Origin of the sequence: Dysgonomonas sp. GY617 (assembly GCF_015233815.1) — a bacterium.
In the GTDB taxonomy this organism is placed as follows: domain Bacteria; phylum Bacteroidota; class Bacteroidia; order Bacteroidales; family Dysgonomonadaceae; genus Dysgonomonas_A.
In genome coordinates this window covers 140,910-166,775 of sequence record NZ_JADCLR010000021.1, presented here as the reverse complement: position 1 = coordinate 166,775, position 25,866 = coordinate 140,910, and the positions used below count along the sequence as shown (strand labels likewise).

General features: G+C 36.6%; 20 protein-coding genes. 13 read left to right on the top strand and 7 right to left on the bottom strand.

Features of this window, described 5'->3' with window-relative positions; translation table 11 throughout:
* Window positions 1–112: 112 nt before the first annotated feature.
* The 5 genes from IR022_RS10580 (at window position 113) to IR022_RS10560 (ending at window position 4,519) form a co-directional block, all read left to right on the top strand.
* On the top strand, window positions 113–1,015 hold the full coding sequence (locus IR022_RS10580) for an EamA family transporter (RefSeq protein ID WP_194203671.1): 903 nt from the start codon (window positions 113–115) through the stop codon (window positions 1,013–1,015).
* Window positions 1,016–1,145: 130 nt separating this feature from the next.
* On the top strand, window positions 1,146–1,586 hold the full coding sequence (gene yiaA / locus IR022_RS10575; protein ID WP_050708510.1) for an inner membrane protein YiaA: 441 nt from the start codon (window positions 1,146–1,148) through the stop codon (window positions 1,584–1,586).
* Window positions 1,583–2,527, top strand: a complete 945-nt coding sequence (locus IR022_RS10570; protein ID WP_050708509.1) for an alpha/beta hydrolase — start codon at window positions 1,583–1,585, stop codon at window positions 2,525–2,527. The genes yiaA and IR022_RS10570 overlap by 4 nt, the downstream gene beginning before the upstream one ends.
* A gap of 185 nt (window positions 2,528–2,712) precedes the next feature.
* Window positions 2,713–3,660, top strand: coding sequence for an NAD(P)H-dependent flavin oxidoreductase (locus tag IR022_RS10565; RefSeq protein WP_194203670.1), 948 nt, complete (start codon window positions 2,713–2,715; stop codon window positions 3,658–3,660).
* A 31-nt stretch (window positions 3,661–3,691) separates the two neighbouring features.
* Entirely contained in the window at window positions 3,692–4,519 is an 828-nt protein-coding gene (locus IR022_RS10560) for an MBL fold metallo-hydrolase (RefSeq protein WP_050708507.1), read from the top strand.
* A gap of 84 nt (window positions 4,520–4,603) precedes the next feature.
* Here the strand turns inward: IR022_RS10560 and IR022_RS10555 are convergent, their stop codons facing one another.
* Both IR022_RS10555 and IR022_RS10550 read right to left on the bottom strand, forming a co-directional pair.
* Window positions 4,604–5,452: a GNAT family N-acetyltransferase gene (locus IR022_RS10555; RefSeq protein ID WP_194203669.1), complete on the bottom strand. Its 849-nt coding sequence runs from the start codon at window positions 5,450–5,452 to the stop codon at window positions 4,604–4,606.
* Window positions 5,453–5,487: 35 nt separating this feature from the next.
* Window positions 5,488–6,384, bottom strand: coding sequence for a DUF2156 domain-containing protein (locus IR022_RS10550; protein ID WP_194203668.1), 897 nt, complete (start codon window positions 6,382–6,384; stop codon window positions 5,488–5,490).
* 320 nt (window positions 6,385–6,704) lie between these two features.
* On the opposite strand from IR022_RS10550, the gene IR022_RS10545 reads away from it, so the two are divergent.
* The 5 genes from IR022_RS10545 (at window position 6,705) to asnA (ending at window position 12,913) form a co-directional block, all read left to right on the top strand.
* A complete protein-coding gene (locus IR022_RS10545) occupies window positions 6,705–7,052 on the top strand; it encodes a translation initiation factor (RefSeq protein WP_110311657.1) in 348 nt (115 codons plus the stop codon).
* Window positions 7,030–10,293 (top strand): UvrD-helicase domain-containing protein, encoded by a 3,264-nt coding sequence (locus tag IR022_RS10540; RefSeq protein ID WP_194203667.1) that lies wholly within the window; start codon window positions 7,030–7,032, stop codon window positions 10,291–10,293. The genes IR022_RS10545 and IR022_RS10540 overlap by 23 nt, the downstream gene beginning before the upstream one ends.
* A 90-nt stretch (window positions 10,294–10,383) precedes the next feature.
* Complete coding sequence (locus IR022_RS10535; protein ID WP_194203666.1) at window positions 10,384–11,115, top strand: polymorphic toxin type 23 domain-containing protein; 732 nt, start codon at window positions 10,384–10,386, stop codon at window positions 11,113–11,115.
* Window positions 11,116–11,137: 22 nt separating this feature from the next.
* Window positions 11,138–11,719 (top strand): hypothetical protein, encoded by a 582-nt coding sequence (locus IR022_RS10530; RefSeq protein WP_194203665.1) that lies wholly within the window; start codon window positions 11,138–11,140, stop codon window positions 11,717–11,719.
* 156 nt (window positions 11,720–11,875) lie between these two features.
* Window positions 11,876–12,913: an aspartate--ammonia ligase gene (gene asnA, locus IR022_RS10525; protein WP_194203664.1), complete on the top strand. Its 1,038-nt coding sequence runs from the start codon at window positions 11,876–11,878 to the stop codon at window positions 12,911–12,913.
* An 82-nt stretch (window positions 12,914–12,995) separates the two neighbouring features.
* Here the strand turns inward: asnA and IR022_RS10520 are convergent, their stop codons facing one another.
* Window positions 12,996–13,238, bottom strand: coding sequence for a GlsB/YeaQ/YmgE family stress response membrane protein (locus IR022_RS10520; RefSeq protein ID WP_050708499.1), 243 nt, complete (start codon window positions 13,236–13,238; stop codon window positions 12,996–12,998).
* A 205-nt stretch (window positions 13,239–13,443) separates the two neighbouring features.
* Between IR022_RS10520 and uvrA the strand changes: the two genes are divergently transcribed.
* Window positions 13,444–16,236 (top strand): excinuclease ABC subunit UvrA, encoded by a 2,793-nt coding sequence (gene uvrA / locus IR022_RS10515; RefSeq protein WP_194203663.1) that lies wholly within the window; start codon window positions 13,444–13,446, stop codon window positions 16,234–16,236.
* Between the two features lie 61 nt (window positions 16,237–16,297).
* Here the strand turns inward: uvrA and IR022_RS10510 are convergent, their stop codons facing one another.
* From IR022_RS10510 to nadA, 4 genes are all read right to left on the bottom strand, one after another.
* A complete protein-coding gene (locus IR022_RS10510) occupies window positions 16,298–17,143 on the bottom strand; it encodes a hypothetical protein (protein ID WP_194203662.1) in 846 nt (281 codons plus the stop codon).
* 225 nt (window positions 17,144–17,368) lie between these two features.
* Entirely contained in the window at window positions 17,369–18,229 is an 861-nt protein-coding gene (nadC, locus tag IR022_RS10505; RefSeq protein WP_194203661.1) for a carboxylating nicotinate-nucleotide diphosphorylase, read from the bottom strand.
* A complete protein-coding gene (gene nadB / locus IR022_RS10500; RefSeq protein ID WP_194203660.1) occupies window positions 18,226–19,806 on the bottom strand; it encodes an L-aspartate oxidase in 1,581 nt (526 codons plus the stop codon). Before nadB ends, nadC begins: the two co-directional genes overlap by 4 nt.
* A 68-nt stretch (window positions 19,807–19,874) precedes the next feature.
* Window positions 19,875–20,882, bottom strand: a complete 1,008-nt coding sequence (nadA, locus tag IR022_RS10495) for a quinolinate synthase NadA (protein WP_050708493.1) — start codon at window positions 20,880–20,882, stop codon at window positions 19,875–19,877.
* A gap of 408 nt (window positions 20,883–21,290) precedes the next feature.
* On the opposite strand from nadA, the gene IR022_RS10490 reads away from it, so the two are divergent.
* Together IR022_RS10490 and IR022_RS10485 are read left to right on the top strand one after the other, a co-directional pair.
* Complete coding sequence (locus IR022_RS10490) at window positions 21,291–24,149, top strand: TonB-dependent receptor (protein WP_194203659.1); 2,859 nt, start codon at window positions 21,291–21,293, stop codon at window positions 24,147–24,149.
* A 108-nt stretch (window positions 24,150–24,257) separates the two neighbouring features.
* Window positions 24,258–25,736: a hypothetical protein gene (locus IR022_RS10485; RefSeq protein WP_194203658.1), complete on the top strand. Its 1,479-nt coding sequence runs from the start codon at window positions 24,258–24,260 to the stop codon at window positions 25,734–25,736.
* Window positions 25,737–25,866: the final 130 nt, after the last annotated feature.

The window sequence follows — 25,866 nt, the reverse complement described above, 5'->3', positions numbered from 1 at the left end:
CATTGTACCTTTGTCAGAATTTTGGCTGTAAAGCATTAGTTATCTCTGCTGGTATGGATATATCAGGCAGTTATACACAATAAAAGTAACAAATTGTAAAAATAGTATTGTAATGAAAAGTCTCAAAGGTGTTTTTTTTGCACTTATTTCATCGGGCACATTTGGTTTGATTCCCTTGTTTTCGATTCCTCTAATGACCGATTCTAATATGGGGTTACCTTCGATTCTGTTTTATCGCTTTCTATTTTCTACTATATTAATGGGCGCAATTTGTTTGTTTAAAAAAGAAAACTTCCGAATCTCTAAAAAAGATATTTTTACACTTAGCTGGTTAGGTTTACTTTATGCTGCAACAGCAATGTGTCTTATTTATTCCTATAAATATATTCCCAGTGGATTGGCTACTACTATACATTTTCTGTACCCTATTGCAGTAAGCTTTTTGATGGTTGTATTTTTTAAGGAACGTAAATCTATAGTTTTGTTTTTAGCTGCAATTTTGTCATTGATCGGGGTCGCATTACTTTGTTGGAATGGTGGAGGATCTATAAAATTGATAGGAGTGGGTATTGCATCCCTTACGGTGATAACCTATTCGGTCTATATTGTTGGTATCAATCAGTCATCTGTAAGTAAAATGAATGCTGAGATTCTTACATTCTATATATTGCTTTCGGGTGCAATTCTGTTTTTGATATTTGCAGGAGTATCGCCATCGGGTATTGAATCAATTCCAGACTTTACTGCTTTTGGGCGATTAGCATTGCTTGCTTTCTTGGCTACTGTGGTTTCGGACTTGACTTTGATTCTGGCGATCAAATATGCGGGTTCTACCATCACATCTATATTGGGTTCTATGGAACCTCTTGTTGCTGTGCTTATTGGAGTATTATACTTTTCAGAATATTTTAATATGAATAGTGCGTTCGGTATTTTCTTAATACTCGTTTCGGTTAGCTTAGTTATAATTTTTGGTAAGCAGAAAAAAGAGACTTTGTTAAGCGACAAGCATTGATTCTTTTTTGTATTGTTTTATAGCCTGACAGGGATGAAGTGCTCTTTTCTGAACATATAGTAGTTGTTATTAGATAAATATAATTATTTTTGACCTATGAAATGTTAAATTTAACAACACTAAATTGAAAATGGAAGAAGAATCAGTGAAGCCTGAGGCGGTTATAAAGAAGAAGAAAGACAACGAAGCCCCTTCGTTTGCCTTTGTTGGTGCAACATGGCTGGTATTATTTGTTGGGGTGATTGCCTACCTAATTGGATTATATAATGCTGATATGCAGCTAAACGAAAAAGGGTATTATTTTACAATTCTATTGTTTGGGCTATTTTCGGCAGTAACACTTCAAAAAAGTGTGAGAGATAAACTCGAAGGTATTCCTGTTACTAATATTTTCTTTGCAATAAGTTGGTTTGGTACTATTGTTTCTATCATATTATTGATAGTTGGTCTTTGGAATGCTGAATTGGCCTTGAGTGAAAAAGGATTTTATGGAATGTCTTATACCTTAAGTTTATTTGCTGCTGTGTCTGTTCAAAAGAATATTAGAGATACAATGGAGACTAACAAATGAAAAAAGTAATAATAGGTTTAGTTGTTACTGTGGTAGTGTTATTAGCTATCATCGGTGGCGGAGCAGTCTATATGTTTGGAGTTTCTTTAGATCGAAAAGTAACACCAACAGATGAAGAGGATGCCTATGCTTTTCTTTATGAACACGATCCGAGCTTAAAAATTTGGGTAGATAGTTTACGTGAAAATTCGGCATTGCGAGATACATTTATTGTAGCCGCAGATGGCAGTAAACTTCATGCCCTATATATAAGGTCTGCAATAGCATCTCCTAATACAGCACTTATCATTCATGGATATACCGATAACTCGATTCGAATGTTGATGATTGGTCATTTGTACAATAAAGAAATGGGATATAATATCCTGCTTCCTGACTTAAGAGCACATGGAAAGAGTGATGGCGAATATATTCAGATGGGTTGGAAAGATCGTTTGGATATTATGAAATGGATAGATGTAACCAAAGGTATATATGGAGATACTACACGTATGGTAATTCATGGTATATCTATGGGAGCAGCAACAACTATGATGACTTCCGGCGAAGATTTACCCGAAAACATTAAATGCTTTGTTGAAGATTGTGGATATACAAGTGTTTGGGATGAATTTACGCATAAACTCAAAGATGATTATGGGCTACCTGCATTTCCTATACTGAATGCAGCCTCTTCGTATTCTCAGATGAAAGTGGGTTGGAATTTCAAAGAAGCATCGGCTTTAGAGCAGTTGAAAAAAAGTAAACTACCAATGTTCTTTATTCATGGAGACAAAGATACCTATGTACCTACTTGGATGGTAAATGTGCTTTACGAAGCCAAGCAAGGAGATAAAGAATTGTGGGTTGTGCCTAATGTTGAGCATGCTAATGCTTATTGGGATTGTACAGATGAGTATGTTGCTAAAACAAATCAATTTGTAAGTAAGTATATCAATTGAGGTTACGACCTTATTTGACTAAACGATTAAAGGCAAGTTTTTCAACTTGCCTTTAATCGTTTTATAAATTGCGATAATATTTTTTAGGAAAAAATCAGTTTCGTATTAATAGCTACTAATGGGTATTGACTTTTTGTTTTAGTATATTTGTAGGATAATAATGGGTACGACCTAAAATTAGAGTAATGAAGAATAGAATAACAGAAATTTTTAATATAAAATATCCGATTATATCGGGAGGTATGGTTTGGTGTAGCGGATGGCGATTGGCTTCTGCAGTGAGTAATGCGGGAGGACTTGGTCTTATCGGTGCAGGATCTATGTATCCTGAGGTGTTGAGAGAGCATATTCAAAAATGCAAAGCCGCAACTAATAATACATTTGGGGTGAATGTACCTCTATTGTATCCTAATATCGAAGAAATAATCAATATTATAATTGAGGAAGGCGTAAAAGTTGTATTTACTTCTGCCGGAAATCCAAAAACATGGACTAAGAAATTACAAGATAATGGCATTAAGGTTGCTCACGTAGTATCTAGCTCCAAGTTTGCAGTTAAATGTCAGGAAGCAGGCGTAGATGTAGTTGTTGCCGAAGGTTTTGAAGCCGGAGGACATAACGGAAGAGAAGAAACTACAACTCTGACTTTGATTCCTCAGGTTCGTAAAAGCATAGATATACCTTTAATTGCTGCCGGAGGTATTGCAACAGGTAACGGTATGTTAGCTGTTTTGGCACTGGGAGCGGAAGGGGTACAAATAGGAACTCGTTTTGCACTAACTCAAGAAAGTTCTGCTGCTATCGAATTCAAAAATCTATGTGTTAGTTTAAACGAAGGAGATACTCTCTTATCTCTAAAAAAAGTAGGACCAACCCGAATGATAAAGAACGAATTCTACAAACAAGTACAAGAAGCTGAAGACAGAGGTGCTTCAGCCGAAGAAATAAAAGCTCTTCTGGGAAGAGGGCGTTCTAAAAAAGGAATATTTGAAGGAGACCTTGCAGAAGGCGAACTTGAAATAGGACAAATAGCTTCTCTAATTAAAGACCTGCCATTGGCAGAAGATGTTGTAAAATCAATTATTACAGAATTCAATGCAAGTGCAAAAGCTCTGTCTGGAATTTCTTTCTAAGTAAAAAAGTAGGTCAGAGACCTTTACAAATATGCAGTACGATCTTTTTGCACCTGTTCCAAAATATAAATTAATAAGTCTTTCTAGTGGCAGTAGTGGCAATTGTTACTACTTGGGCACTTCTCAATACGGTATCCTTATTGATGCCGGTATTGGTATGCGTACCATTAAAAAATATCTACGTGAGTACGGTGTGGCTATGGAAACCATCGTTGCAGTGTTAGTTACGCACGATCATGCTGATCATATCAAATCAATCGGAGGCTTTGGTGGAAAGCTTAATATTCCTGTTTATGCAACGGAGATAGTGCATGCAGGTATAGAAAGAAGCCGCTTTGTTGAAGAAAAATTTACGGGAGCCAGACGAGTTGTTGAAAAAGAAAAGACTTTTGAAATAAAAGAATTTCAGATAACGGCTTTCGAAGTTCCTCATGATACAATTGAGAATGTAGGTTATCAAATAAAAGTAGGAGATAAGACAATTGTTTTAGTTACCGATGTTGGTTGTATAACCGATACTATATCGAAGTATGCTCGCTCGGCTAACCATCTTATTATAGAAGCTAATTATGATGAAGAGATGCTTAGTTGTGGACGTTATCCAGCATACCTTAAGCAACGCATCACTTCGGGGATGGGACACTTAAGTAATCGGCTTACAGGAGAATTGCTTACCAGTATTTACCACGATAAGTTGGATGAAATATGGCTTTGCCATCTTAGTCAAGACAATAATCACCCCGATCTTGCTTATAAAACAGTAGAATGTGCATTGAATCTGCAAGGAATAAAAGTGGGAAAAGATGTAACACTTAAAACTCTTAGTCGAGGGAAACCCTCAGGACTGATAGAATTTTAAATATGATATTAAGAAAAAGAGAATCAAAACCGATTAGTCGGTTTTGATTCTCTTTTTTGTTTATTTATGCATGTTGTAGCCTATTTACTCTAGCATCAAATTTAGAATAGGTTGGTGTTCTTCGAAAAGAGAAGAGTACTCTGTTGCTAGTTCATTTGTATGGAACCCGAAGAGTAACCGTGCGAGCATATTTATATTTACTGCAATATCAAAATCGGATGAATTGCTTTGTTCTACTTTCCCTTGGCTTATTTGATAAATATCATCCTCTACCTTTATTTTAAAATTTTTATCGAGATTCTTTTGGGCATATAATCTCAGCATAACTGACGGGTCTATAATACAAGACATGCCTGCTAGATTATGTTTAGGAGGACATTCATCTTGCAAGTATTCTTTGATGATAGTCTCAAAATCATACTCGGATTTTAAAACGCAGAAATCGTTTTGTTGATATGTTTTGTCAAATTCCTGGTATGCATTAGAGCAGTTACTTTCGTGTTTCTTTAAGAACTTGCTAAACTCTATATCCTTTGTCCCTTTGTCGAATGTTGTGGCGAATCCATATCTCTCGTAATAGCCAAAAAGCCATTCTTCAGCAGGTACTAGAATAGAAAGTGGAATATTTCGCGCTCTCATAATCGAAAAAGACTCACGGATTAGTTTCCCCATATAACCCTTATTCCTATATTCGGATAAGGTACATAACCCAGCTAGATAATAAAAAGGAATTATCTCACCATAGAATCTTATGGAATAAGGAATCATTTGCAAAGAAGCCACAGCCTTATTATCTACCCAATATATGAGTGTATTCTCGTCTCTGTATTGTCGGGAGAAATACAAGTCCATATATTCGTCGGTATCTTCGAAGCAGATTTTCCACATCGAACGAACTTCAGAGGCTGTGTTTTTATTTGCAAATTGAATCATATTTTTAAGGCTGAGTTGAATAATAAATAGGGTTTCTAATTAATAGGAATCAATAATCCTTCTTCTAATAAAATATCGGGCTGATACGAAAGTTTCGCTTTTCGCAATGACTCCAATCCCATATCTTCTTCTCTATTGATGTATTTGAACTTAGATGCTTCGTGCTCTATAAATTGTTGATTGATTATGGTGTAAGCCCCATGAATTTCTCCAAAAGCTTTTTCAACATGCACCACAAAAGTATCCTCTGTTAATTTCTCTCCGATGGTAAATGCTATAATTTTACCATTTACACGGATAGCTCCACCAGTGAGTTGAAGATAATCAAAATGCTCTAACATCAATCGAGTTGCAATATAATCATATTGTAACGATCTGTTTTTGTCCTCTTTAATATTTTCCCACTCATCAAGCATAGCAGCACATTCGTTTAACTCTTTTTTGCTTGTAATGGGGAAGTATTGCCAATCGGGGTTATCTAATTTGAATCGGTTGATGTGATTACGTTTACTTTGTAGTTTTTTGCCCGAGAGAGAAATTAATTTCGAAGAAAGATAAATGTACTCATCGTTGTTACGTTCATGTACATGTTGGAATTGATTGGGCATTTTTTTGTTGATCATCTCCAACATTTCAACAGTTATCCCTTTCATCTGAAAAGGGATATTAGATGCTTTGGCATCAGCTTGCAACATCTGAATTGCTTCATTTATGGGCATTGGGCCAATAGGCATCATATAATAGATCTTACCATCGGTTTCCAAAAACTTAAGAAATAGTGTTTTGTGTTGAATGTCGTACAGAGTTTTGAATTTAGCATTCCATGCAAACATATTTGTAAAACTAAAATCGCATGCACGAAAAGTATTGCCATCCAGACAAGCATCTATCTGAGGCTTATCGGATAGTTCTATTTGTTTAAAATGAATCATAACTACTTAATTAAAGTAACGTTAAATGTTTATTGCCATACTTTTGTCAAAGTATTGTTGAGTAATATAGCCGATCAAAATAGTAAAAAGGTTTGTAACCTTAGCCTATGAAACAATTCTTATTCTTGTTCTGTTCAACATACAGCAAAAAGCACGCCGAAAATTTGAACAGTCAAATTTTTCTTTCAGTCTGACAATTTTTAAGTATATTTGATTCAATAATTTAAGGTTACCTTTCGAAGTTGTAACTGACAGATATTGTTATACTTCGAAGGATCATAAAAGGTCTGACACCTTGATTACTTATATATTTAGCTGTTATGAAAACTAATAATGACTGGAAAGACAGGTTGAATGTAGTTTATTCGACCAACCCCGATTATAAATATGATTCGGAAGACGAAGAAGAGGTAGTTGCTATACCCAAAGAAAAACAATTGCTGAGAATAGAGCTTGATAAGAGAAACCGCAAAGGTAAATCGGTAACTCTGATTACTAATTTTGTGGGCTCTGACGATGATTTGCAGGACTTAGCAAAATCACTTAAAACTCGTTGTGGAGTGGGAGGTTCTGCCCGTGACGGCGAAATCCTTCTTCAAGGCGATTTCAGAACCAAAGTTTTAGAGCTTTTACAAAAAGACGGATATGCTAAGGCACGAATCATCTGATAGTGCAAACCTTACTGTTTATAAAGCTTCTGCCGGATCGGGTAAAACACACCGATTGACAGAGGAGTATCTTCTATTGCTTTTTTCTTCCCCTTTTTCATACAAACATATCCTTGCTGTAACTTTTACCAATAAGGCTACCGAGGAAATGAAAAGCCGTATTATAGAGGAACTTGCAAAGTTGGCTTCTGATAAACCATCAGACTATGTAAAGAGTCTGAGAGAAAAATATAATAAACCCGAAGAGTGGGTGAGGGCACAAGCCCGAAAGATATTGATTAGTATACTTCACGATTATTCTTCTTTTTCTATCAGTACTATCGACCGTTTTTTTCAACAAACCATGCGTGCTTTTACGCGCGAAATTGGTTTAGGGGGAGGCTACAATGTCGAACTGGATACAGGTAAAGTTCTGGGTGAAGCAATCGACTCGATGCTTTACGACTTAGAAAAAAGCGAGAATGAGCAGTTACTTGACTGGTTGATACGTTTTTCGGAAGAGAAAATAGAGAGTGGAGAGACTTGGAATATCCGAAATGATATACAATCGTTATCCACCGAGATTTTTAAAGAAACTTACAAAGCTTTCAGTGATCAAATACAAGCTGATATTGCCGATAAAGCTTTGTTGGACGATTATAAAAAAACGCTGATAATCTATATTCAGCAATACGAAAAAAGATCGAGAGAAATTGCCGAAAAGGCTCTCAATATAATGGTTAGGTTCGATCTTCGTCCCGAAGATTTCAAAGGAGGAGCACGTTCGACCTTCTTTAGTTTCTTGAAGTGGGCAACAGGCGAAATAAAAGAACCTACCGATACATTCCGTAAACTACCCGATGATGTATCGGGTTGGTACACCAAAACTACTCCTGCCGATGCAAAATCTAAAATAGAAGATGCATTTAGTAATGGATTGAACGATTGTGTGACAGATATTATTGCACACTACGACAATTCGGCAACCTATCAGACTGCTTACGAGATCAACCGTTACTTTTTTACACTCGGTATATTGGGTGATGTCGATAAAAAAGTAAGACAATATGCCGCCGAAAATAATGTGATGCTAATTTCGGATACTACCGAATTGCTAAACAAAATTATTGAGGGAACTGATACCCCGTTTGTGTATGAAAAGGTCGGCACTCGTGTAGATCATTATATGATAGATGAGTTTCAGGATACATCTAATATGCAGTGGAAAAACTTTCTGCCCTTGGTCAGAGATAGTCTTTCTGCCGGAAACAAGAATCTTATCGTAGGCGATGTAAAGCAAAGTATCTACCGTTGGCGAAATTCGGATTGGAAGCTTTTGGATGAACAACTCGATATAGATTTTAAAACCAATGGTATTATTCATAAATCGCTTGATACCAATTGGCGAAGTGGCGAGAATGTAATAAACTTCAATAATGCTATTTTCGAAATAGGTTCTAAATTATTGCAAAGCTTATACAATGAAGGACTGAATGATATAACTTATGATGAAGCTTTAGCTCCATTATATACTCGAATTGAGGGGGCTTATAAAGATTCTTATCAATACCTTCCCGAAAAGAAGAAAGGTAGCCTTTCGGGGCATGTGAAAGTTCATTTTATAGATACCGAAGAAAATAGCAATTGGCAAGCTTATGTATTGGATCAGTTGCCTCATACTATCGAAGAACTTCAAGATAAAGGATATTCGCTAAAAGACATTGCAATACTCGTACGCACCAAGAAAGAAGGAGCAGAAGTGGCAAACCGACTTTTAGAATATAAAAATTTACAGAAAGATTCGAAATACAGATATGATATTATTTCGGATGAAGCTTTGTTTATAAAGAATTCAAAAAGTATAAAGCTTGTTGTTTCGTTATTGAAATATTTGCGGAACCCTTCTGACTTTACATTGAGGACATTGGCTATCTATGAATACTTCAAGTTCAAAGATCAGCTAACAGCAGAAGAAACAATCTGTACACACCTTTCTAACTCCGATGATTTTCCCGAAGAGGTTTCTATTGAACTGAATCGTATAAAAGAACTTCCTCTCTATGAAATGACCGAAGAAATATTCGATCTTTTCAAAGAGGCTATGGAAAGCAACGAGAATATCTATATTCAAGCATTTATGGATATGGTTCTCGATTTTTCGGTGAAACACTCTTCTGATCTCGATTCCTTTCTGCAATGGTGGGACGAAAGCGGACAAACCAAAACTATATTTACCCCTGATGGGCAGGATGCTATACGTATTATGACTATCCATAAGTCGAAAGGTCTGGGTTTCGAAGTCGTACTTCTACCTTTCGGTCATTGGGATATAGATCATAAGATGCCTATTATACTCTGGTGTCAACCTCGATTCGAGCCCTTTAACCGCTTGCAGCTAGTTCCCGTGAAATACTCTCAGAAGCTTAAGAACACCATCTTTGCCTATGAGTATTTTGATGAGAAACTACATGCTTTTATCGACAATTTCAATGTGTTGTATGTGGCTCTTACTCGTGCTAAGAATGATTTAATTATATTTTCACCTAAGCCTAAAGACAAGCAAAAGGGAATTAACTCTATATCGTCACTTCTTTGGGCTTGTGTTCATGCCGAAGCAAAACCTCAGGAGGGGAAAACTTTTGTATCATTAGAAGAGTCTATGAATCAAGAATCCGATTGTTTCGAATTAGGTGAAAGCAAAGGAGATGCACTTTCGAAAAGAGGTGCTGATACACTTTCGGAAAACGAAGTCAGTATCGGTGTATTAGCAAGTATTTCTTTTGATGACAGGCTTAAACTAAGATTAAACAATAAGTACTTCTTTTCCGAAAACGGACAACGTGAGTATGGAACCCTTATGCACGAAATAGTAAGTAAGGTAACGTCCTTAGATGATCTGGATAAAGTAGTAGAAACCTATCAGCTATCGGGCGAAATAACAGAAGAGGAAAGAGACAAGATTTCTTTACTTTTGAATGATTATTTAGCTAATCCTCAGATTGCACCTTGGTATTCGGTAGAATATAAAGTATTGAATGAAGTGGAAATACTACAACCCAACGGTACATTTATTCGTCCCGATAGGGTAATGATGAAATCGGGTGAGGTGGTAGTAATCGATTATAAATTTGGGGAAAAAGAAGAAAAAAAATACCTCAAACAAGTTAAGAATTACATGACTCAGATTAAAAAGATGGGTTATAATAATGTAAAAGGGTTTGTTTGTTATATAACATTGGGTAATGTGATTGAAGTAGAATAAGTCTTTTGATCTGATCTAACTATGCACTACTACTTTATCAGTTTATTTATTCTTTTGTTTAGCATTGTGCCAAGAGTGCAGTGTCAAAGCATGTTTCATAAGAATGACTATAACTCGCTTTATATTTTAGATTCAAACAGAAATAATGGCTTCGAGGTTATAGTTTCCATAGTTGCTATGTTTACTGCTGGGGCGGTTGATCGCAATGGCTTTCGTTTAGGAGGTTCATTAACTGTTTCGAAAAATATAGGGGATTGGACTCTCACTACCGGATTAGATGCTTATAAAGCTAAAGAGAGATTCGGATTAGGTACTACTTTTGCAGGAGTAGAATATGATGATGGTAAATACGGAGCATCCTATTTTGTCAATAAATATTATCAGGGAGGAAAACAAGTCTCTGGAATTTTAGGATTAAGATTGGATGACTTTAGTCTTAAGTTTGAAGATGATATTTTGGCATTACCATTTACCGGCTTTACTATTTATGACAGATACCGAACAGCCGCTTTAGAACTTCAATACAAGCACTTCATTGTAGGAACAAATGTATATACGACCGAAATAAACGGAATAACGGATGCCTCTCCCTATAATAGAAAAGGTACATATATGGGTGGAAAACAAATATCAAGTCCTATGTATATCGGTTATACAAATAAAGACCTGATACTTCGTTATGGCGTAAATAATCAAACGGGTGGATATCTCAGACAAAACTTATGGCATCGTAAATTCTTCGATACCGGCGATTTCAAATCGGGAGATTATCGCAATCAGTTCCTTCAAGTTGGTACTTATCAACCTTATACTCTGTATTGAGGTTTGCCTTTTATTGTATGATATGAGAAAATTTTGTTTTACGATACTTGTATTAGTCTTTATCTTGTCTGGCTGTGTAACCATTAAGCCAAAAGATTTTACTTACCCGTATATCGCAGAATATACAGGTTTAGATACATTAATTAGTATAGATGGGTATTATGTTGCTCAGAGAGAATGCGATTCTACATTCTTCTCTGTTTTTATGTTTTATCCCGACGGACTATTTACCATTGCAACAACAAGTGATGTTTCTGGTCTGAAAGATTGCTTCGAGAATGGAGGTCAATCTAATCTTTGCCAATATCCCTCTTGGGGAACATATAGGATAGAAGGTAATATAATAAAGACGCAAACCATCCGGCAAGAGGGGATGGGTATAAGTACTATCTTTCGTGATTATGAAATAAACAACACTCAAGTCTTAATTAACATAAGTGATTATGTAGTCCCTCAAAACACAAATCTGGGGTATATGAAGAATTATCCCTCCTTTTCTGAAAACCGTTGTTCCGAAGCGGCAAGTTTCTATCCCTTAGCTAAAAAGCGGAGTGAGAAGGACTGTCCTTTCATAAATAAAAAATGGTTTAATCAAAATAAATAAAGAGATTATTTTGACTTAAAATAGAATTTTTGTTTGTGAAATGTTGTTTAATTTGTCAATTTGTATAAAATAAAGGCTTAAATGTTTTCAGGATAACACAAATAGGTTAACTTTGCCAATTGTTTAATAAAAAAGCAAACACTAAGCTGTCTTTATATGAGTTACTTAATAAAACCAAGTCAATACCATGCCTTGCTCGATCTGCAACAAACAGAGTTAGGTATAAAACAAATAAAAGATTTTTTTCAACAAAATCTAGCCTCCGAACTTAGACTAAGAAGAGTTACCGCTCCTTTATTTGTACTAAAGGGAATGGGTATCAATGACGATCTTAATGGAGTAGAGCGTGCAGTGACTTTTCCTATCAAAGATATGGGAGACCAATATGCCGAAATTGTACATTCTTTGGCAAAGTGGAAACGACTGACGCTAGCCGACTATGGTATTAATGACGGATATGGAATATATACCGATATGAATGCTATTCGTGCAGACGAAGAATTAGGTAATTTACATTCTCTATATGTAGATCAGTGGGATTGGGAAATGGCAATATGTCCACATAACCGTAATATTGAATTTTTGAAAGGAATTGTAAGACGCATTTATGCGGCTTTGGTTCGTACCGAATTTTTGGTTTATGAAATGTTTCCTCAGATTAAGCCGATTCTTTCGAATGAGATTAAATTTATTCATTCCGAAGAATTACTGCAACTCTATCCTAATCTGACGGCTAAAGAAAGAGAAGACGAAATAGCAAAAGAATACGGAGCTGTATTTATTATGGGTATCGGCGGTGTGTTGAGCAGCGGCGAGCAGCATGATGGACGTGCACCTGATTACGATGATTGGACTACTCTGGATGAAAGTGGATACAGAGGACTAAATGGTGATCTTATTGTTTGGAATCCTGTATTGGGACGTGCGATGGAATTATCCTCTATGGGTATTCGTGTCAATAAAGAAGTTTTATTGGAACAACTAAAAATCAAAGGACAAGAGTCTAAGAAAGACTTATATTTTCACAAACGATTGATTGAAGGATCATTGCCTTTGTCAATAGGTGGAGGTATCGGGCAATCACGCCTTTGTATGTTTTTCCTTCGCAAAGGGCATATCGGTGAGATACAAGCTGGTATATGGCCGGAAGATATGCGTAAGGAAGCGCAAAAACTAGGAATGCCTCTGATCTGAAAAGAAAATATTTACGAATAATATAAAGAATAACCGCCACTAGTAAAAACGAGTGACGGTTATTTTATTTTCAGGTAATTGCTTATTTCTTTTTGATTAGGGATATTATCCAGAGGAGTAGCAGAGCTCCTATTGTAGACATTATAAGATTCCCTATAATGCCATTCGCACTAAGTCCGAGAATAATAAAAAGCCATCCTCCTAATACACTACCAACAACACCCACGATGAGGTTGACGATTAAACCGAATCCTTTTCCTTTGAATATTTTCCCTGCTAAAAAACCGGCAAGAATACCAATTATAATTGACCAGATAAATCCCATACTATAAACTTATTAAGTGAATAAAAATATGAATGATATATTTTAAGATTAAAACTACTTGTGACTAGCCATTTTAGTACAAGCAATAAAAAGCTTTTGATACCTTAAATACTTCGTACTGTATATAAACAAATACTAAAGTGATATTGTTTGCAGGATAAATGCTATCTATTTTTTGTACCTTTGTGCCTCCAAAAATAAACACATGTCTGAAGAAAAAAATATACTCATAAAAGGAGCAAGAGTCAATAACCTAAAAAATATTGATGTCGAAATTCCTCGTAATAAGTTCGTTGTTATCACCGGACTTTCGGGATCTGGTAAATCCTCCTTAGCTTTCGATACACTTTATGCCGAAGGACAAAGGCGTTATGTAGAAAGTTTATCATCTTATGCCCGTCAGTTTTTGGGACGGATGAACAAGCCCGAATGCGACTATATAAAAGGTATTCCACCTGCTATAGCTATCGAGCAAAAAGTGAGTTCACGCAATCCCCGATCAACTGTTGGAACATCTACCGAAATATACGAATACCTGCGTTTGTTATTTGCACGTATAGGTAAAACCATATCACCTATTTCGAATGAAGTCGTTAAAAAACATCAGGTAAAAGATATTACTGATAAGATGCTGACTTATCCTGAAGGTACACGATTGGTTGTTCTTTCTAAAATTATCTTACGTGAGAATCGTAAGATGGAGGAACAATTAGATATACTTCAAAAAGAAGGGTTCTCGCGTGTTGAATCGAAAGGCGAATTTATTCGTATAGATGATTTGTTGGAATCGAAAGAAGCTCTTGATCCCTCTCAGGTTTTATTGGTTATAGATCGTTTGTCTACATCGGCTGATAAAGCTACCTTAAATAGATTCTCAGAATCGGTAGAAACTGCATTCTTTGAGGGAGAAGGTGAGTGTACAATAAGATATTATGTAGAATCGGGTATCGAAAGTTTTGATTATTCTAAACGCTTCGAAGCAGATGGAGTTCAGTTTGAAGAGCCAACCGATATGATGTTCAGTTTCAATAGCCCAGTCGGAGCATGTCCACAATGTGAAGGATTTGGTCAGGTTTTGGGAATTGATGAAGATCTCGTTATTCCTAATAAAGGACTATCGATATACGACGATGCTGTTTTTTGTTGGAAAGGAGAGAAAATGAGTGAGTGGAAGAATGAATTTATACATTCAACTGCTAACCGTGATTTTCCAATCCATCGTCCTTACTTTAAATTGACCGAAAAAGAAAAAGATCTGCTTTGGCACGGTGCACCCGGTGTAATGGGTATTGATGCCTTTTTTAAAATGCTCGAAGAGAACCAATATAAGATACAATATCGTGTTATGTTGGCTCGCTATCGTGGAAAAACTACCTGTCCCACTTGTAAAGGTTCACGTTTGAAACCTCAGGCAATATATGTAAAGATAGGAGGAAAGTCGATTGCTGATTTAGTATTGATGCCCGTTGCTGATTTGAAAGATTTTTTCAGTCAACTTGAATTGGATGAAACTGATGCTGCCGTAGGGAAACGATTACTTACCGAAATTCGCAGCCGAATACAGTTTTTACTAAATGTGGGTTTGGGTTATCTTACTCTCAATCGTCTATCAAATTCTTTATCGGGGGGAGAAAGTCAGCGTATTAATCTGGCAACCTCTTTGGGTAGTAGTTTAGTAGGATCATTATATATCTTGGATGAGCCCAGTATCGGTTTACACTCCAGAGATACAGATTTACTGATAAAGGTATTGCGCGATTTACAAGGCTTAGGTAATACAGTGGTAGTAGTTGAGCATGATGAAGAAATAATTCGTGCAGCTGATTATATTATTGATATAGGTCCTCAAGCTGGACGATTGGGTGGTGAGCTTGTCTATCAAGGTTCATTAGCTAATCTTGATAAGAATAGTAACAGCCACACCGTACGTTATTTGAATGGGGAAGAAACCATTGCCGTACCTACGAAACCTCGTAAGTGGAATAATTATATAGAGATAAAAGGTGCAAGGCAAAATAACCTTCAAAATATAGATGTGAAGTTTCCTTTGAATGTGATGACTGTGGTTACAGGAGTCAGCGGATCGGGAAAATCATCATTAGTTTGTGATGTATTTTACAATGCACTTCAAAAACATTATAAAGGAACAAGCGATCGTATCGTTCAGTTTAATGAACTGGTGGGCGATCTTAAGATGATTAAGAGCGTCGAAATGGTAGATCAGAATCCTATTGGAAGATCATCACGTTCCAATCCTGTTACATACATAAAAGCGTACGATGAGATAAGAAAGCTTTTTGCTGATCAGCAACTTGCAAAGCAAATGAGCTTTACACCTGCTTTCTTCTCTTTTAACGTAGAGGGAGGTCGATGCGAAGAATGTAAGGGAGATGGTAAAACCACCATCGAAATGCAATTTATGGCTGATATTACACTCGAATGTGAAGCATGTAAAGGAAAGCGTTTCAAACCCGAAGTACTCGAGGTTGAATATCGTGGGGCAAGCATCCATGATGTGTTAGAGATGACCGTAGATCAGGCTATCGAATTCTTTGAAGAAGGTAAAGGCAGCACTGAGAAAAAGATCGTGAAGAGACTTAAAACGCTTCAGGAAGTAGGGTTGGGATATATAAAGATGGGGCAGGCTTCATCTACTCTTTCGGGTGGGGAAAACCAACGGGTAAAACTGGCATCGTATCTTGGAGAGGAAAAATCTGAGCCTACTTTATTTATCTTTGATGAGCCTACTACCGGACTCCATTTTCATGATGTGAAAACTTTACTGAAAGCTTTTGATTCATTGATTGGCAGAGGGCATACAGTCATAATTATAGAGCACAATATGGATGTGATCAAATGTGCCGACCATATTATTGATATAGGTCCCGAAGGCGGAAAAGAAGGCGGGAAAGTGGTTTGCGAAGGTACTCCTAAGCAGATAGCTAAGTGTGCTAAGTCTCACACAGGGCATTTTTTGAAAGATAAACTTGACGTCTGAATAATTTTCAGACTAGCAATATATCAGAAGAAGCAGGTTCAATATTAAGAATCTGCTTTTTTTATAATCTACCTTTCGATTTATGATATGCTATAAGTCCATTCATCGGATTCTCGAGAATAAGATCAATCTTGACGTTCAGTTCTTTTGCAATTTGTTTTAGTAGAGAGGCATACATATTAGCCAGAGAGCCAACAAAACGTACCGGATAGTTTTTGTAATCGTATTGTTGAATATTTCTCACAAAAAACGATTTCAGATTCTGATATACTAAGTCCTTAGCGTAAGGATGATCAAGATTTTCGTAAAGAAAAATTGAAAGTAAAGAAAGTAATTTGTTAGGAGAAGGCTTGGTATAGATATAGTCTAATATCTGATCAGGGTCAATTCCATATTTATCGAAAAAAGGAACATACAGTTCTTCAGGAGCCAATCCTTTTAAGCAATCTGCTAAAAAAGCTTTCCCTAATGAAGCTCCACTACCTTCGTCTCCTAAAATATATCCCAGAGGTTTCACATTCTTTATGATAGAATCTCCATCATAGAAGCAAGAATTAGAGCCTGTTCCTAAGATACATGCTATTCCCTTTTCATTGCCAAAAAGAGATCGCGCCGAGCCAATAAGGTCACTTTCTACTATGGCTGGTGTTCTGAATTGTGCTTCTAAGGACGCTTTTACAGTATCTTTTTTTGCTGTTGAAGAGCAGCCTGCACCATAAAAATAAATAGTGTTCGCTTTTAGTTTGAAAAATACGGGAGGGAGTTGTAATCGCACAATATGGCTAATCTCCCTTCTCGATTGAAAGTAGGGATTTATACCATCTGTTAAATAACGTTCGATAATTCCATCATCATTTACTAGGCACCATTCTGTTTTTGTAGATCCGCTTTCTGCTAATAGTATCACGTTTTGAGGTCTTTAAATAAAAGTTAGAGTTTGATATCCTACTGCAAAGTTATAACTAACACTTATAGTTATACTTAATGTACGGTGAAAATATCCGAAACCTAAGGGTACAAAGATACACATATTTAGACTCCGTGATAAAAATATAAAGAATTTCTAATAAATTCATCTTTAGTGTATGAAAATATCAGGCACTTTTCTTTTAGTCAAAGAACGTATTAAGTATTAAAATGCTTTTAGACTCAAATCAATATTGGGAGCAGAATAGATAATCGATCCGGATGATATAAAATTAACACCTGTTTTAGCAATGGCTTGTACCGATTCTTTGGTTATTCCTCCCGATGCTTCGGTTTTAGCTTTATTGCCGATTAGTTTTACAGCTTCGCTCATCTGATCGAGGCTCATGTTATCTAGCATGATAATGTCTACGGCATTGCTTGCAAGCGCTTCTTTTACTTCCTCTAAGTTTCGAGTTTCGACCTCTATTTTTAGCGATTTGTTATTTTCTTGTAAGTATTTTACCGTTGAAGCAACTGCCTTGGTTATGCCTCCTGCATAGTCGTTGTGATTATCTTTGAGCATAATCATATCATACAATCCGTAACGGTGATTGGTTGCCCCACCTATATAAACTGCCCATTTTTCACACATGCGAAAATTTGGAGTGGTTTTTCTGGTATCCAATATTTTAGTATCGGTATCTGCTACAAGTAAAGCCATCTCGCGTGCACTACTGGCAATGCCACTCATGCGTTGCATGCAATTCAGTACGAAGCGTTCCATACTCAAGATAGAACGCGCAGATCCCTCAACGGTTAGAGCAACATCTCCTTTTACAACTTGGTCTCCATCATTTTTGAATACCTCTATTTTGAGATTCTTATCGTAGTGATGGAAGATTTCTTTAGCTAATTCAACACCTGCAAGTACACAATCATCTTTCACCAAAAGTCTAGCTCTTTGTTGCAAATGTTTGGGTACACTGGCTAGTGTAGAGTGATCTCCATCACCGAGGTCTTCTTTGATAGCTTCGGTAATAAAATGCTGTAATCTTTCGTTGGTTACGTATATTGGTCTGTTCATTTTTTGTCTAGGCTTTTGTTGTAAAATGCACCTCTGTTCTCTTTCTGCTCTATGCTTTGTGTGATGATCAGATAGGCTACACTTACTAAGTTTCTTAATTCTGATAGTTGAGGTGACAGAAAAGAGAAATTGTATATCTCTTTTACTGCTCTGTATATCTCTTCTTCTTTTTGCTTTGCCAATTCAAGTCGACTATTTGAGCGTACGATTCCTACAAGGTCGCTCATCAATACTTGCAATTGTTTACGTAGGTAGTTTAAAAGAACCATTTCTTCGTTTACTTTCAATCCCTTTTCATCCCATTCGGGAACTTTATTGAGGTTGATGTAATTGAATTTATCTTCATTTAAGCGTTCCACTGTTTTTATGGCTGCACGGTGTCCAAATACCAATGCTTCCAATAAAGAATTTGAGGCTAAACGGTTAGCACCATGTAGTCCTGTGTTGGAACACTCGCCAACAGCAAACATATTCTTAATTGTGCTTTGTCCGAATGTATCTACATCGATGCCTCCACACAAGTAATGACTGGCTGGTACTACGGGTATTAAGTCCTTAAACATATCATACCCTTCATCCATACATTGTTGATATATATTGGGGAAGTGTTTCAAAAATTCTTCTCTGTTAAGAGATCTGCAATCGAGACATACAAAGTCGTCTCCTCGTAATTTCATTTCGCTGTCTATGGCTCTTGCCACAATGTCACGCGATGCAAGTTCTTCTCTTTCGTCGTATTTATGCATAAAAGGTTCTCCCGAGGCAGTACGCAATTTTGCTCCGAAACCTCTTACTGCTTCCGAAATTAAAGACAATTGTCCGGGGCGATTACTGTAAAATGCTGTAGGATGAAATTGGATAAACTGCATATTGCTTATCTTAGCCTTTGCCCGATGGGCTAGACCTATGCCGTCTCCTGTTGCAATGGTAGGATTGGTGGTGTTTTTATATACATGCCCACATCCTCCTGTCGCCATTAATGTTATTTTTGCCGACATTTTTTTGACCTGCTGTGTTTTTAGGTCAAGAACATAGGCTCCATAACAATTGAGGCTGTATTTATCGAATGGTTCATTAGGAATATGATGCTCGGTAATGAGGTCAATTACATAATGATGATTCAGTAGTTGGGTATTCTCTAGTTTATTGATAGCATCTAATAATGCTCTTTCAATCTCGGCTCCGGTTATATCTTTATGATGTATAACTCTGTTTTCGGTATGGCCACCCTCTCTGCCTAAATCGTAAGTGTTGCTGCTATTTTTGTCGAAGTTAACGCCCCAATCAATAATTTCTTTGATTCGTTGAGGCCCTTCCTTTATTACAATTTCTACAACTTCCCGATTACATAATCCACCACCTGCTCTTAGGGTGTCTTCGATGTGTTTTTCGAAGCTATCTGTTTCGAAGTTAGTTACTACTGCAACTCCGCCCTGTGCATATTTGGTGTTGGACTCTTCGTCGTCCGATTTAGTTATTATTGTAATTGTGGCGTCAGGTCTTTCTTGTGCTACTTTCAGAGCATAAGACAATCCTGATATACCCGATCCGATAACTAAGATATCTGTGTAAATCATCTTTTTAAATGTTATAACTACCTTCGGTTATTATAATTGTAAAGCAATAAAAGAGGTCTATGACCTCCTTACTTAATGGCTTTTGACATTTCAAGCATTCTATTGATTGGTTGAAGGGCTTTTATGCGTAAATCTTCATCCAATGTTATTTCGGGTAACTCATACTTCATGCACAAGTATAGTTTTTGCATGGTATTGAGTTTCATAAATGCACATTCTCCACAATTACAACTCTTGTCATTTACTAATGCAGGAATCAGCTTTTTATTAGGCGCTTTCTTCTGCATTTCGTGTAGAATACCTTCTTCGGTGGCAACAATATATTCGGTACCGCTATCTTCTACTACATAATTGAGCAGGTTGGAGGTAGAGCCGACATAGCTGGCTACTTTCAGAAGAGGTGCTTTTGCTTCGGGGTGAGCTATCAATTTAGCTTTAGGATTGTCAAGCATTTGCTGAGCAATTCTTTCTAACGAAAAAGCTTCGTGTACATAACAGGCTCCATTCCACAGAATCATTTTCCGACCTGTTACTTGGTTAAGGTAAGCTCCAAGGTTTTTATCGGGTGCAAATATTATTTCCTGATCTAGGGGCAGTGCATTTATAATATGCTCGGCATTAGATGAGGTTACTATAATGTCACTCTCTGCTTTTACTGTCGAATCGCAATTGATGTAGCTTATTACTATTGCATTGGGATATTGCTTTCTCATTTCTCTAAGACCTTCACCCGAGCAAGAGTCGGCTAAAGAGCATCCGGCCAAAGTATCGGGTAGAACTACTTTTTTCGTAGGGTTTACGATTTTTGCAGTCTCAGCCATAAAATGAACACCACAAAATACAATCATATCAGCATCTGTTTTCTCGGCAGCTCTTGCTAATTGTAAACTGTCGCCCAAATAGTCGGCTATATCTTGAATATCGCCTGTTTGGTAATAATGGGCTAGTATAATTGCATTTTTTTCTTTACGCAGTTTATTTATTTCTGCTATCAAATCTATTCCTTTCGGAATTTCCATATCCAAGTATCCCTTTTGAGATAATGTTTTTATGGCGTTTTCTAGTTGTTGAGGCATAATAAGTACAGTAAAATGTTTATTTCAACGTCATTCGATTGATCAAATACCAAGTAATAGTAAGTATTTGCTAGTCTATCTCAGGCTGTAACCTTTTAGGTTTGTTTTATCTACCAAATCAATAAAAAGGTCTGAGGTCTTAAACTTTTCAAGGCATAAAGATAAGCCTTTCTATAATTCTATTTCATACAAGAAGAGGAATAAGTTGGATCGAATGACCTGAAAATGTTCTAAAATGTAAGATTTATCAGTTAAAAGTATTTAGATCGACACATTGTTATCCTGTTTTGGGTTTTCTTGTAAATTCTGTCATAAAAAAGTAATGATTTTGTTACCTAACCTTATCTCTTTTGATGCTGCTCTGTAACAATAAAGCGAGTGATTTGTGTAGAGAAAATTAGAATTTATATGCACAATCAAGATTATCTTATTTCAGAAGAAAAGAATTACGTATTAAAATTGACCTTAACAGTGTTCGCTCTACTTGTTGCAAATGTATTGTTTTCGCAAACCTCCATTAGGGGAATTGTGACAGATGCCAAAACTGGTGAAACCTTACCCGGAGTGGCCGTTTCGATAAAAAATACAACACAAGGAGTGATGAGCGATGCAGATGGTAATTATGAACTAAATGTAGGAGCCGGCAAGCATACTGTTGTAGCGTCGTATCTCTCATATAGTGCCTTGGAAGTAACAGATGTAGAAGTAAAGAGAGGAGAGGTAACAAACCTTAATATTCCTATGCAGGAATCTCTTAATGCCTTGAACGAAGTTGTTGTGGTAGCCATGGCAAGAATTAATTCGGAGGTGTCGTTACTTAACTCTATGAAAAATGCGAATGGAATTGTTAGTGGAGTGTCATCACAGCAAATATCTAGAAATCAGGATAGGGATGCTTCAGAAGTTATACGAAGAATTCCCGGAATCTCAATTATGGATAACAAATTTATTGTAGCCCGAGGATTATCTCAGCGATACAATAATGTATGGATCAACAATAGTGCTACACCGAGTTCGGAAGCTGATAGTCGGTCTTTTTCTTTCGATTTGATTCCTAGTTCTCAGATTGAAAATATTATGATAGTTAAATCGCCACAGCCCGAATTACCAGCCGATTTCTCAGGAGGTTTTGTTAAGGTAGCAACTAAAGGAATTCCGAGTGAAAATTCGATGGAGATTAGTTACGGAACTGGATTTAACGCTCAAACGCAATTTGAAGATTTTAAATACAATCCCGGAAGTTCGACGGATTTCCTTGGATTCGATAACGGACACCGAAGTTTAAGAAATATTGTTCCATTCAGGCTTGATGCTGATAATACCGAAATGATAGATGCTGTAACTAAGAATGGATTCAATAATAATTGGGCAATAAAGACAAAGAGTCCTTTGCCTGATCAGAGATTCTCCTTTGCCATGAGCAGACGTATTAATACGGAGGGCGGACAACAATGGGGATTGACGAGTGCCGTGAATTACAGTTACACCAGTCGTACACTGATGAATATGAGAAATGCTCAGTATGAGGTGTATAATGATATATCAGATAAAACAGAATTAGATAACGATTATAGTGATAATCAGTATAACACAAATGCCCGATTGGGAGCAATGGTTAACTTGTCTTTTATTTCGAATAAGGATAATCACTATGAATTTCAGAATATCTTCAATCAGTTAGGTCAAGATCGTTATACATTTCGTGAAGGAACGGATTATACAAGCGGTCGTTCGAAAAGACAAGAGAGAGAAGAGTATTTATATTCAAGTAGAACTACTTATTCGGGGCAGTTTACCGGAAAACATACTCTGCCTTTTGCTGATAAATTAGATTGGACTTTGGGCTTCTCTTATGCTAATAAGAATCAGCCGGATCGAAGAATGATTAATCGTACCGAAAATGCTTCTACTGCGGAAGACCCATTTAATGGTCAGATGTACATCTCTCAGGCTGACATTGAACGAAATTTTATAGACTTAAGTGAATATACATATAATGCAGCAGCAAATTATTCGCACGATCTGAAAATTAACTCATCTATTACTTCAACCTTAAAAGGAGGTTTTTATGGTGAGTATAAAGTGAAGGACTATAATACTCGAGACTTTGACTTTTTATACAATGAAGATTATTTTCCTTATAGTTTCCGCTTTGGAGATGTTGTGAAGGATATTCTTATTCCTGAAAATTTTGGAGCAAATAGACTGTACATTAACGAATCTACTAATAATGTCGATAGTTATGATGGGAATAATAAACTTCTGGCAGCTTATCTGGCGATCAATATACCTTATAAGAAGTTTAATATTTATGCAGGTGCACGTTTCGAACATGATATTATGACGTTGACCAACTTTATATCGCCGGTGGGTTTTGAAACCAAAGATTCGGAATATAAAACAACAGATGTTTTTCCATCATTAAATGTGAGTTATAATCTAGATAAATCAAATATTCTTCGATTTGCCTATGGGATGTCAATCAATCGACCTGAATTTAGAGAAGTTTCTCCCGCATCATTTTATGACTTCGACCTCTTCAACAGAATACAAGGTAACCCCAATTTGAAAGCAGCTTATATTCAGAATATGGATTTGAGATACGAGTTATATCCATCCTCTGGGGAGTTGGTGTCTGTGGCGCTTTTCTATAAACATTTCGAGAATCCGATTGAGTGGACTTTTATAAATACGGGCGGAGGAAGCCGAATATTTACGTTCGAAAATGCTTTGTCGGGACAAAATCTAGGAGTTGAAATTGATCTGAAAAAACGACTTGATTTTATTGGGCTGAAAGATTTCTCTGCTGTTATTAATGGATCATTGATAAAGAGTAAAGTCAAATTCGATGAAAATAGCACAGAGGACGAACGTCCGTTACAAGGACAATCACCCTTCCTTGTGAATGCAGGTTTCTTTTATCAAAGCGAGTCATTACAACTAACTGCCGGTCTTATGTATAATATAATTGGAAAGCGTATTGTAGGTATTGGGCTAAAGAGTAAAAGCGAAAATAGTACAGTTAACGACGATATACCCGATATGTATGAAATGCCTCGAAATGTACTTGATTTTACTGTAACTAAACGAATAGGGAAACAATTGGAGATTGCAGCAGCTGTTAAAGATATATTTTCTCAGGATGTTCTTTATAAACAGTTTCCAAAGTTTATAGATGATGCTGGAGTATTACACGAGAGAGAACAAACGACTAGAAGATTCAATCCGGGACAGAATATAAGCCTTTCGGCTAAGTTCAATTTTTAAGAGATCAGTTCTTCTGATATCTCTGTAAGTAAAATAACTACTTTAAATTATATTTTTCAAAACACGAAATGAATAACGTTAGTAACTTAATTTTTAAATATTTACACAATGAAATTTTTCAAATTATCTAATTTAGCATTGATAGCAAGTAGCATCATGCTCTTTACGAATTGTAGTAGTGATGACAGTTCACCTACCGAACCTAATCCAGTACCTGTTGTTGGAGTGATTGGAGATGGAAGTACAACCGGCTATGAGATAAAAAAAGATACGGTTTTCGAAAAAGGAACATATACACTAAAAGGTTGGGTATATGTAGTCAAGGGTGCTTCAGTAACATTTAAGCCGGGAACCATTATTAAAGGAGATAAGGCAACGACGGCAAGTTTGATTATCGAACCAGGTGCTAAAATTTATGCACAGGGCACGGCAAGTGAGCCTATTGTATTTACATCAGCTCAGGCAAAAGGAAGCCGTAAACCGGGAGACTGGGGCGGACTTATTATTTGTGGTAATGCAAAGACCAATAACGGTGGCCTGCTTCAGATAGAAGGTGGACCAAGAACAAAATATGGAGGCGAAAATGATGCTGATAATTCAGGAGTATTAAGCTATGTACGTGTTGAGTTTGCCGGATATCCTTTCGAAGAAAACAAAGAAATAAATGGTATTACTTTTGGGGCTGTAGGTAGTGGTACTAAAGTAGATCACTTACAGGTTTCTTATTCAAATGACGATTCTTACGAATGGTTTGGAGGATCAGTTAATGCTAAATATTTAGTGGCGTATCATGGATGGGATGACGATTTTGATACAGACTATGGTTTCTCCGGAAAGTTGCAATATCTCTTGGCTGTGCGTCACCCTAAGATTGCTGATACATCTTTATCAAATGGTTTTGAATCTGATAACAATGCTTCAGGTACGGCTGGTACACCTAAAACTTCAACAGTATTTAGTAATGTAACTTTGGTTGGTCCGATAGGTCAGGCCGCAGACTTCGTGAATACATTGGAGTATCTTAATGCCGGAAACTACAGACCTAATAATAACTCAAAAACAGGATTGTTTCAAGCTGCTATGCAAATCAGACGTTATTCTCAGTTGAGTTGCTTTAACTCTGTGGCGATGGGCTTCCCCGTAGGACTTCTGTTGGATAATCAAAAAGGAAATACTCAAAGCTTGGCCACAAATGGTACATTAAAGATTCATAATGTATTCTTTGCTCAAATGGGAGTTGTGGGATCGGATGTAAACAATAGCTTGGTAGATAAATATTCTACAAATGGAGTGGATATGACCGATGCTCAATCGTTCTCTCACACTTATTTTGTAGCTCAAACGGGTAATAAAGTGTTGGCTAATATCTCGGACTTGAAATTAAAACAACCTAATAGTCTGTCAGCTAGTCCAAATTGGGGACCTACAACAGGTAGTCCTTTATTGGGTGCAGCTTCATTTACTGATGCTTTATTGCAATCGGGCTTCGATAAAGTTGATTATGTAGGTGCATTCAAAAGTGATGCAGATGCAGATAACTGGTTGAAGGGATGGACAAATTTTGATCCTCAAAATACAGATTATTAATAGATAAGATAAAGTAGATATTGTTTCTGGATAAAGACTAAGTTGCATATAAATTCTGAAAAATAATATTCTACTGAGTGTGCAAGCGGCTAGTGATTAGTCGCTTGTTTTATTTTTATTGGATAAGAAA

Excerpts from the sequence above, each read along its gene's own strand:
- IR022_RS10580 (WP_194203671.1), top strand. The coding sequence starts at position 113 with ATGAAAAGTCTCAAAGGTGTTTTTTTTGCACTTATTTCATCGGGCACA.
- yiaA (WP_050708510.1), top strand. The coding sequence starts at position 1,146 with ATGGAAGAAGAATCAGTGAAGCCTGAGGCGGTTATAAAGAAGAAGAAA.
- IR022_RS10570 (WP_050708509.1), top strand. The coding sequence starts at position 1,583 with ATGAAAAAAGTAATAATAGGTTTAGTTGTTACTGTGGTAGTGTTATTA.
- IR022_RS10565 (WP_194203670.1), top strand. The coding sequence starts at position 2,713 with ATGAAGAATAGAATAACAGAAATTTTTAATATAAAATATCCGATTATA.
- IR022_RS10560 (WP_050708507.1), top strand. The coding sequence starts at position 3,692 with ATGCAGTACGATCTTTTTGCACCTGTTCCAAAATATAAATTAATAAGT.
- IR022_RS10555 (WP_194203669.1), bottom strand. The coding sequence starts at position 5,452 with ATGATTCAATTTGCAAATAAAAACACAGCCTCTGAAGTTCGTTCGATG.
- IR022_RS10550 (WP_194203668.1), bottom strand. The coding sequence starts at position 6,384 with ATGATTCATTTTAAACAAATAGAACTATCCGATAAGCCTCAGATAGAT.
- IR022_RS10545 (WP_110311657.1), top strand. The coding sequence starts at position 6,705 with ATGAAAACTAATAATGACTGGAAAGACAGGTTGAATGTAGTTTATTCG.
- IR022_RS10540 (WP_194203667.1), top strand. The coding sequence starts at position 7,030 with ATGCTAAGGCACGAATCATCTGATAGTGCAAACCTTACTGTTTATAAA.
- IR022_RS10535 (WP_194203666.1), top strand. The coding sequence starts at position 10,384 with ATGTTTCATAAGAATGACTATAACTCGCTTTATATTTTAGATTCAAAC.
- IR022_RS10530 (WP_194203665.1), top strand. The coding sequence starts at position 11,138 with ATGAGAAAATTTTGTTTTACGATACTTGTATTAGTCTTTATCTTGTCT.
- asnA (WP_194203664.1), top strand. The coding sequence starts at position 11,876 with ATGAGTTACTTAATAAAACCAAGTCAATACCATGCCTTGCTCGATCTG.
- IR022_RS10520 (WP_050708499.1), bottom strand. The coding sequence starts at position 13,238 with ATGGGATTTATCTGGTCAATTATAATTGGTATTCTTGCCGGTTTTTTA.
- uvrA (WP_194203663.1), top strand. The coding sequence starts at position 13,444 with ATGTCTGAAGAAAAAAATATACTCATAAAAGGAGCAAGAGTCAATAAC.
- nadC (WP_194203661.1), bottom strand. The coding sequence starts at position 18,229 with ATGAACAGACCAATATACGTAACCAACGAAAGATTACAGCATTTTATT.
- nadB (WP_194203660.1), bottom strand. The coding sequence starts at position 19,806 with ATGATTTACACAGATATCTTAGTTATCGGATCGGGTATATCAGGATTG.
- nadA (WP_050708493.1), bottom strand. The coding sequence starts at position 20,882 with ATGCCTCAACAACTAGAAAACGCCATAAAAACATTATCTCAAAAGGGA.
- IR022_RS10490 (WP_194203659.1), top strand. The coding sequence starts at position 21,291 with ATGCACAATCAAGATTATCTTATTTCAGAAGAAAAGAATTACGTATTA.
- IR022_RS10485 (WP_194203658.1), top strand. The coding sequence starts at position 24,258 with ATGAAATTTTTCAAATTATCTAATTTAGCATTGATAGCAAGTAGCATC.